This window comes from Nitrosomonas sp. (assembly GCF_040240425.1).
Lineage (GTDB): Bacteria > Pseudomonadota > Gammaproteobacteria > Burkholderiales > Nitrosomonadaceae > Nitrosomonas.
Genome location: NZ_QPHG01000038.1, coordinates 19,350 through 27,178, shown reverse-complemented (window position 1 = coordinate 27,178; position 7,829 = coordinate 19,350). Strand labels below are relative to the sequence as shown.

Genomic DNA, 7,829 nt, shown 5'->3' with positions numbered 1-7,829 from the left:
ATAAGTTGCCTGAACTTTGCTTCTCTGATTCGAGAACGAAAATAGTATCTGTTTTTGGCATTCATCTCAGAAAGTTAGCACACTTTAGTAAGTGCTTAACTTCCTAAGACCCTTTTTTATTAGGTGGGTTGTACAGCAGGTGGATATGTTTGATCAAACGCCGTGCTTGTTCTATTTTAGATGCTTTGGAAAGAATGTGCTTACCCGCGTCATCCAATAAGATCAATTCGCTTTCATCGGAACCGATCGCATCTTGCGCCAAATTGGCCACCACCAGCGGCACATTCTTTTTGCGCCGCTTAATTGCGGCGTTTTTTTCAAGATTCTCTGTTTCCGCCGCAAAACCGACGCAGAAAGGTGGTTTTGGCAAGTTTGCTACCGTTTCCAGTATATCCACGGTAGGAACCAATTCCAGCAGCAGCTTGCCAGCAGACTTCTTTATCTTTTGCTGGCTATACTGCGCTACACGGTAATCCGCAACGGCAGCGACACTGATAAAAATATCGGCTTGCGCTATTTCTGCTTGCACTGCACGCAACATATCCTCGGCACCAACCACTGTGATGAGTTTGCTGACGGCAGGCGGCGCCAAACAAACTGGCCCGGAAATAAGCGTAACGGTTGCACCGGCTTCAGCTGCCGCTTGCGCTATGGCGTAGCCCATCTTTCCGGAACTACGGTTGGATATGCCTCGCACCGCATCAATCGCTTCAAATGTAGGGCCTGCGGTCAGTAAAACGTTTTTGCCCTGCAACAACGGAGCGGTTTGAAAAACCATCTGAACTGCTTCGGCCAGTTCATCCGCTTCCAGCATGCGGCCCATCCCAATTTCACCGCAAGCTTGCTCGCCGCTGGCTGGACCAACTATTTTTATGCCATCTTGCCGCAGCAGGGATAAATTACGCTGGGTCGCCGGATTCTCCCACATTTGCCGGTTCATTGCGGGTGCTATCATCAACGGACAATCTCGCGCCAAGCAAAGTGTCGTTAGCAGATCATCGGCCATACCATGGGCCAGTTTGGCGATAAAATCAGCACTGGCCGGTGCTGCCAGAATCATATCCGCATCGCGGGACAGGTTGATATGCGCCATGTTATGCAGGGCATTGGCATCCCATAGATCGGTATAGACAGGATTGCCGGTTAAAGATTGGAAAGTGACGGGACCGACAAAACGGCAAGCCGCTTGCGTCATAACCGTTTGCACATCAATTCCGCCCTGCGTTAGCAGGCGGGCCAATTCCGCTGCTTTGTAAGCGGCTACACCACCGGTTACACCCAGTATCAAACGTTTTTTCGATGCAGAAGACGCGTATGCGGCCATCATAAGCAAAATTCCAAAATAAACTCAATCCGATCAATATACTAAAATCAAGAAATAATACGCAACCCGGTACATGACTTATTTATTCTACTCAATAGAGCTGCATCCGTTGCCGCTATCAGTTACCACTGAAGCTGTTCCGGGTCAGGTCGCAAGCGATCTGTGAATACCGGCGGCGGTTCTTATTTTACATGACTCAGCAATTCACTATGGCGATTACAAATTGGCCGGTATCCGAACGGCCACGCGAGAAATTATTACAAAAAGGCGCTACTGCTCTTTCAGATACCGAGCTATTGGCGATTTTCCTGCGCACCGGAATTACAGGTAAAAGCGCCGTGGATCTCGCACGGGAATTACTTTCACATTTTGGCAGCTTAACCAATGTATTCGCTGCCAGTCAAACCAGTTTCTGCCAAATACCTGGAATGGGTATTGCAAAATACGTACAGTTGCAAGCCGTATTAGAAATGGCTCGGCGCTCACTCGGCGAGGAGTTGAAAAGCGGAAATGCAATGAATTCCCCCGGATTAGTCCGGGATTTCCTGCGCTTAAGTCTGGCAAACAAACAGCACGAGGTATTTCTCGGTATTTTTCTCGATGCCAAGAACCATACGATCGCTAGTGAAGAATTATTCAGCGGCACACTGACACAAGCCAGCGTTTACCCGCGCGAAGTGGTCAAGCGCGCTTTATATCATAATGCCGCTGCAATAATCTTCGCACACAATCATCCATCCGGGGTTGCGGAGCCTAGTCATGCGGACAAAGTATTAACTCAATCCTTGAAACAAGCATTGGCCATGATCGATGTTAAAGTATTGGATCACTTTATTGTAGGCAATGGCACTGCTTTTTCATTTGCAGAGAATGATTTAATTTGAGTTCACTACTCAAATCAGGATATAATCTTCGTTTTTAAGAATTCTGGAGTGCGCTAACATGGCACGAGTATGTGAAATAACTGGCAAAAAGCCAATGTCAGGTCATAATGTTTCTCACGCAAACAATAAAACTAAAAGGCGTTTTCTGCCCAATTTGCAACGCCGCAGATTTTGGGTTGAAAGTGAAAGCCGCTGGATTAGTTTACGATTAAGTAATGCTGCATTGCGTACTATCGATAAGAATGGTATCGATGCAGTACTGGCAAAATTACGCGCTGAAGGTAAAGGCATTTAAGAAACTCACCGAAGGTTAGTTAAGGAGTTAGCATTATGCGTGAAAAAATAAAACTGGAATCCTCGGCAGGTACGGGGCATTTTTATACAACGACCAAGAATAAACGTGCAAAACCTGAAAAATTGGAGTTGATGAAATTTGACCCTGTTGCAAGGAAACACGTCAAGTATAAAGAAACAAAGCTCAAATAATATCAGCAACAACGAGCGCAATAAAAAACCCGCTGAAGCGGGTTTTTTATTGCGTAACTTTTATTCAGTTAGTTACTATGCATAACACCGTAACCGCTGGGAAAAAGTTCTTAGCACTTCGATACCGCTTTCTTCCGCACGTCGGCACCAATCTTCCAACTCTTTAACCAATTCTTCGGTTGATGCTGTAGAGCGTTGCCAGATTTTGGCCAGTTCTTCACGCATGGTATACACTTTATCCAATGTTTTGGCATTACTAAGCACTTGACTCAGTTTCTCGCGTTCGTGCTCTTGCAATGTTTTGGAATCGGCAAGAATCCAATGTTTCAAGGTATTGTTATCCACGCCGTATTGCGCAGCCGCTTCTTTCAAATGAATCATTTCATTTGCAAAAGTTGCTTTCAGCGATTTCGTATATTTGGCAAGAACCTCATAACGATGAGAAATCACAGCTTGCAATGTATCTGAATCGCATTGGGTTTTTGCTTTATCAATACGCAATTTCGGAGCGATTTTTTTAACTTTTGCAAGTCCAAGGATTTCCAATGTCCGGATATACAGCCAGCCAATATCGAACTCATACCATTTGTTGGATAATCGTGCAGAGGTTGCATAAGCATGATGATTATTATGTAATTCTTCACCGCCGATTAAAATACCCCAAGGGACAATGTTGGTGCTAGCGTCTTCCGCGCGAAAATTGCGATAACCCCAATAATGACCAACACCGTTGATAATACCCGCAGCAAAAATCGGCGCCCAGATCATCTGCACCGCCCATATCGTAATACCAATAGGACCGAACAGAATCACATTAATAATCAACATCAGTGCCACACCTTTTGCACTATGCTTGGTATAAACATTACGTTCCAGCCAATCATCCGGCGTACCGTAGCCATATCTTTTCAAGGTTTCTTCATTTTTCGCCTCTGCTCTGTACAGTTCCGAGCCTTCGGCTAAAACTTTCTTAATACCATAAATGACCGGGCTGTGCGGATCATCTTTACTTTCACATTTCGCATGATGCTTACGATGAACCGCCGTCCATTGTTTGGTAACCATTCCAGTCGTCAGCCACAACCAGAAGCGGAAAAAATGACTCGGTATCGGATGCAGCTCCAGCGCTCTATGGGCTGAATGACGATGCAGATAGATCGTGATAGATGCAATTGTGATATGCGTCAAAACTAAAGTAACGACCACATATCCCCACCACGGCATATCAAATACACCTGAAATCAATGTCAGAAAATCAGAAATCATATAAATTACCATCCTTTTAGGGGCTTACTAAAGCGCAAGCCGATATATAAAAACAAACCACCTGCCTACTTCAATTGCCTGCTTGGCATTACCAACGGCAATTGCATCTTTCTTTACTCTCTATGAAATACTAAATTTTTATTACACTCTCATACAAAATTCTATACTACACTGGATAGAAATGAAATATTAATCTGAATTCATTATCTGCTTTAAATTTACAGTTTTAGCAAAACTAAGCTACACGCCGTTTCTTCACTTTTCATTAAAAACTTCTCTCCATCCACCGGAAAAATTCAACAACCGTCATTTACTCCATTGGGTATCCTCCAGTAAGCGCCATTCACCCGGCGCCAAAGCTTCCACAGTATATGTACCGATGGCGTAGCGGATCAATCGCAATGTAGGAAATAATACCGCCGCTGTCATCCGTCTCACTTGGCGATTCTTACCTTCACTCAGAATCAAAGATATCCAGGTGGTAGCAATATTTTTACGGTATCTGATAGGTGGTACCCGCTGCCAGAGTTGATTGGGTTCATCCATTAGAAAAGCTTGCGCAGGCCGAGTTTTGTAATCTTTTAGAGTGACGCCCTGGCGCAACTGATTTAATGCCATTTCATCCGGTTTTCCTTCAACCTGAGCCCAATAAGTTTTGGGCAATTTAAACTTCGGATCGCTAATTTGCTGCTGCAGCTTACCATCATCCGTTAACAGCACTAAGCCTTCGCTATCCGCATCCAATCGGCCTGCCGGATAAAAACCCGGTAATGGAATGAAATCTTTCAACGACTGATGCCCGCTTTCCGGTGTGAATTGGCAAATCACGCCATAGGGTTTATTAAATAGAATTAATCGAGACATAATGTCCGAATTGAACTGGACAGTTCATAACATTTCTGGATAGATCACCGCATGCAGTACTGGTTCATTTATATTTTCCTTTTCTTCGCAGCGGATCCACCACACCGAACCTTTTTTAACGCGCAATCCGGGAGGAACAGACGGAATCAGGTAATTGGCAATTTCACCCAAAGTCGGTTGATGCCCAACTATCACCACCGTGCCTTCCGCATCAGGCCAGTTAGCCGCGGCAAGTACGGCACGAGCACTGGCACCAGGACCTATCGCTGCATCTGTTAAAAAATCGAGCTGCAATGCCATCGCCGTCTGCTGCGTCCGGCGGGCCGGGCTGACGATTATCCGCGCTTTTTCCGGTAATTTTGGTTTAAGCCAATACGCCACGCGTTTTGCTTGGTCCAATCCTTTACCGGTCAATTGACGTGCCATATCGGGAAACCCCTCTTCCGCCTCGGCATGACGCCACAGAATCAATTCCATTGCTATTTCCTTAAGGTCCTAAAATTAGGACGGTTAAATGTAATGTGTCAGAATTGCACAGCAAAGATTAGCATGTAGACGATTAAGCGGCATTCAATTTCTTATTGATGTAACCGGCATCGCAACTCATCCCATAAAATCGGTATCTTTTACTGATTTACTACTATCAGACTCAAAACCGCTCAAACGAAAGATCTGACTATAATTCCATTGACTATCGCAAGCAGTTCAAGAGCCAATCGGCGGCAAACTGCGCAACCTGTTCCAAAGTGCCCGGTTCTTCAAATAAGTGCGTCGCTCCGGGCACCAGCACGAGCTTTTTCACACATGTCATCAGAGCATAAGCCTGTTCGTTTAACTCGATCACACCATGATCCGCGCTGCCCACGATTAGCAGCGTCGGCGCAGTCACTTGATTTAATGCAATCTCTCCCGCCAAATCAGGGCGGCCACCGCGCGATACCACGGCAGCAATGGCATCCTGCATTTTGGCAGCAGCTTGCAAAGCTGCGGCTGCACCGGTACTGGCGCCGAAATACCCGGCTTTGAGCGCTTTCGTTTCAGGATTCTTCTGCAACCAATCAGTGGCAGCAAGCAAACGTTGCGTCAGCAGATCGATATCGAAACGCTGGGCATAATCCTGATCTTCCGCGCGCGTCAGCAAGTCAAACAGCAATGTACCGATACCGTGCTGTTGCAACACTTCGGCAACATAAGTGTTGCGCGGGCTAAAACGGCTACTGCCGCTGCCATGCGCAAACAGCACAACGCCCGATGCTTCGGGCGGCAACACCAGCTCGCCGCTCAGCTCGACTGACCCAGCCGGAATTTTTACCGTGGTCATGCCACCGCTCCGATTCTGACCGGAATACGCTGCCGGCCGAATTGACCGGTGAATTGTTCAAAACGGCCCGCAATTGCGGCATTGCAGTTTTTACAGCGGCCCTCCGCGGTCAAATGATACTGTTTGATCTCATACCAGTCGCGCACAATCACGGCACTGCCGCAACCGGGACAATAGGTCGTATCACCTTCGATATGGTGCACATTACCGGTATACACATAATGCAGCCCGGCATCCAGCGCGATCTGACGCGCCCGGATCAATGTTTCAGGCGGTGTTGGCGGTATATCGTCCAACTTGTAATCCGGATGGAAAGCGCTGAAGTGCAGCGGCACACCGGGCCCCAGTTCTTTCATGATCCAATGGCTCATGGCAGTGATTTCCTCACTGGAATCGTTCAGCCCTGGAATCAATAGCGTGGTCAACTCAAGCCATACATCGGTTTCGTGCTTCAAGTAGCACAACGTATCCAGCACGGGTTGCAAATGCGATCCGGTTTGTTTGACGTAAAATGCTTCGGTAAATGCCTTCAAGTCCACGTTGGCGGCATCCATTTTGGCGAAAAAATCACGCCGCGGCTGGGCATGAATATAGCCCGCCGTCACCGCAACCGTCTTGATCCCTATGGCATGACAAGCATCCGCCACATCCATCGCATATTCGGCAAAAATCACCGGATCGTTGTATGTGAACGCCACGCTCTTGCAGTGATATTGCTCCGCACAACGCGCAATCGCTTCCGGACTGGCCTGATCCAGCAACTTGTCGAAACTGCGTGATTTGGAAATATCCCAGTTCTGGCAAAATTTGTAGGCGAGGTTGCAACCCGCCGTGCCAAACGACAACACACTGCTACCGGGATAAAATTGGTTGAGTGGCTTTTTCTCAATCGGATCGACACAAAAACCGGACGAGCGCCCGTACGTTGTCAGCACCATCGTATCGCCTGCGCGTCCGCGCACAAAGCAGGCGCCGCGTTGTCCTTCGTGCAATTTGCAATCACGCGGACACAAGTCGCATTGAATGCGCCCATCCTCCAGCCAATGCCAGTATTGGGCCGGAAATTGCTCAGCGCTACTAATGGGCTCATCCATGTGCAACCTCCCGGACATAATCGGTTTCACGCCATTTGCTGACGGTATAGCGCGACAGTTTGATATCGGCTGCCCAGAAATTTTCCGGCAGGCGGGCTTTTGATTTCAGTTTGGCAAGAAACTGTTCCGGTTGCGGCAAACTTTCCCATACCTGGGGCAGGAATGTACTGCGATAAGGCCCGCATTCAAACACAATACCGTCAATATCCGGACGCAATTGCGCGAGCGCATCGGCTTCACTGCGAAAGCTGAGCGCTTGCAGTTCGGAAAGTAATGATACTTCCACACTCACTTTGTCCAATTCGTCCGCCGCCAAGGGCATGAAACGCGGATCGTGCAATGCGGCCGATATGGCATTGTTACTCACATCGTCAATCAACGGATCGCACGCTTGCAAGGAACCAATGCAGCCACGCAGCTCACCGCGCTGCGTCAGTGTGACAAATGTTGCGCCCGGCCGGGAAAGCCAAAACATATGGCCATCCACCGGCGCCGGGATGCAGGCTACGCGCAAAGACTGGCAAATAGCAGTGCGTGCGATTTGCAACAGTATTTTTCCTTGCTCATTTTTTTCAATCGCACCCGTCATA

Annotated in this window: 10 protein-coding genes; 3 read left to right on the top strand and 7 right to left on the bottom strand. The window is 47.6% G+C overall.

Translation table 11 applies throughout. The annotated features are described in order from the left end of the window. Positions 1–103: 103 nt before the first annotated feature. Positions 104–1,324, bottom strand: a complete 1,221-nt coding sequence (gene coaBC / locus DU481_RS12685; protein WP_350135091.1) for a bifunctional phosphopantothenoylcysteine decarboxylase/phosphopantothenate--cysteine ligase CoaBC — start codon at positions 1,322–1,324, stop codon at positions 104–106. Between the two features lie 209 nt (positions 1,325–1,533). Here coaBC and radC point away from each other — a divergent pair, with 209 nt between their 5' ends. Genes radC through rpmG form a run of 3 tightly spaced genes read left to right on the top strand, consistent with a single transcriptional unit; the run spans position 1,534 to position 2,694 of the window. Beyond that, entirely contained in the window at positions 1,534–2,208 is a 675-nt protein-coding gene (gene radC / locus DU481_RS12680; RefSeq protein WP_350135088.1) for a RadC family protein, read from the top strand. Positions 2,209–2,266: 58 nt separating this feature from the next. Then, positions 2,267–2,503, top strand: a complete 237-nt coding sequence (rpmB, locus tag DU481_RS12675; RefSeq protein ID WP_090320891.1) for a 50S ribosomal protein L28 — start codon at positions 2,267–2,269, stop codon at positions 2,501–2,503. A gap of 35 nt (positions 2,504–2,538) precedes the next feature. Then, positions 2,539–2,694, top strand: a complete 156-nt coding sequence (rpmG, locus tag DU481_RS12670; RefSeq protein ID WP_013966630.1) for a 50S ribosomal protein L33 — start codon at positions 2,539–2,541, stop codon at positions 2,692–2,694. A gap of 75 nt (positions 2,695–2,769) precedes the next feature. Here rpmG and DU481_RS12665 read toward each other — a convergent pair whose 3' ends face one another. The 6 genes from DU481_RS12665 to amrA all read right to left on the bottom strand — a co-directional run bounded on the left by DU481_RS12665 (position 2,770) and on the right by amrA (position 7,828). Next, complete coding sequence (locus DU481_RS12665; RefSeq protein WP_350135084.1) at positions 2,770–3,960, bottom strand: DesA family fatty acid desaturase; 1,191 nt, start codon at positions 3,958–3,960, stop codon at positions 2,770–2,772. 306 nt (positions 3,961–4,266) lie between these two features. Then, positions 4,267–4,824, bottom strand: a complete 558-nt coding sequence (locus DU481_RS12660; protein ID WP_350135082.1) for an rRNA large subunit pseudouridine synthase E — start codon at positions 4,822–4,824, stop codon at positions 4,267–4,269. Positions 4,825–4,848: 24 nt separating this feature from the next. Further along, positions 4,849–5,301: a phosphohistidine phosphatase SixA gene (sixA, locus tag DU481_RS12655; protein WP_350135079.1), complete on the bottom strand. Its 453-nt coding sequence runs from the start codon at positions 5,299–5,301 to the stop codon at positions 4,849–4,851. A 214-nt stretch (positions 5,302–5,515) separates the two neighbouring features. After that, positions 5,516–6,145 carry a dienelactone hydrolase family protein gene (locus tag DU481_RS12650; RefSeq protein ID WP_350135076.1) on the bottom strand — a complete coding sequence of 210 codons (630 nt, stop codon included), beginning with the start codon at positions 6,143–6,145 and terminating at the stop codon, positions 5,516–5,518. Beyond that, positions 6,142–7,239, bottom strand: coding sequence for an AmmeMemoRadiSam system radical SAM enzyme (amrS, locus tag DU481_RS12645; protein ID WP_350135073.1), 1,098 nt, complete (start codon positions 7,237–7,239; stop codon positions 6,142–6,144). The genes DU481_RS12650 and amrS overlap by 4 nt, the downstream gene beginning before the upstream one ends. Beyond that, positions 7,232–7,828 (bottom strand): AmmeMemoRadiSam system protein A, encoded by a 597-nt coding sequence (gene amrA, locus DU481_RS12640; RefSeq protein ID WP_107803040.1) that lies wholly within the window; start codon positions 7,826–7,828, stop codon positions 7,232–7,234. Before amrA ends, amrS begins: the two co-directional genes overlap by 8 nt. Between the last annotated feature and the right edge of the window lies 1 nt (position 7,829).

Excerpts from the sequence above, each read along its gene's own strand:
- coaBC (WP_350135091.1), bottom strand. The coding sequence starts at position 1,324 with ATGGCCGCATACGCGTCTTCTGCATCGAAAAAACGTTTGATACTGGGT.
- radC (WP_350135088.1), top strand. The coding sequence starts at position 1,534 with ATGGCGATTACAAATTGGCCGGTATCCGAACGGCCACGCGAGAAATTA.
- rpmB (WP_090320891.1), top strand. The coding sequence starts at position 2,267 with ATGGCACGAGTATGTGAAATAACTGGCAAAAAGCCAATGTCAGGTCAT.
- rpmG (WP_013966630.1), top strand. The coding sequence starts at position 2,539 with ATGCGTGAAAAAATAAAACTGGAATCCTCGGCAGGTACGGGGCATTTT.
- DU481_RS12665 (WP_350135084.1), bottom strand. The coding sequence starts at position 3,960 with ATGATTTCTGATTTTCTGACATTGATTTCAGGTGTATTTGATATGCCG.
- DU481_RS12660 (WP_350135082.1), bottom strand. The coding sequence starts at position 4,824 with ATGTCTCGATTAATTCTATTTAATAAACCCTATGGCGTGATTTGCCAA.
- sixA (WP_350135079.1), bottom strand. The coding sequence starts at position 5,301 with ATGGAATTGATTCTGTGGCGTCATGCCGAGGCGGAAGAGGGGTTTCCC.
- DU481_RS12650 (WP_350135076.1), bottom strand. The coding sequence starts at position 6,145 with ATGACCACGGTAAAAATTCCGGCTGGGTCAGTCGAGCTGAGCGGCGAG.
- amrS (WP_350135073.1), bottom strand. The coding sequence starts at position 7,239 with ATGGATGAGCCCATTAGTAGCGCTGAGCAATTTCCGGCCCAATACTGG.
- amrA (WP_107803040.1), bottom strand. The coding sequence starts at position 7,828 with ATGACGGGTGCGATTGAAAAAAATGAGCAAGGAAAAATACTGTTGCAA.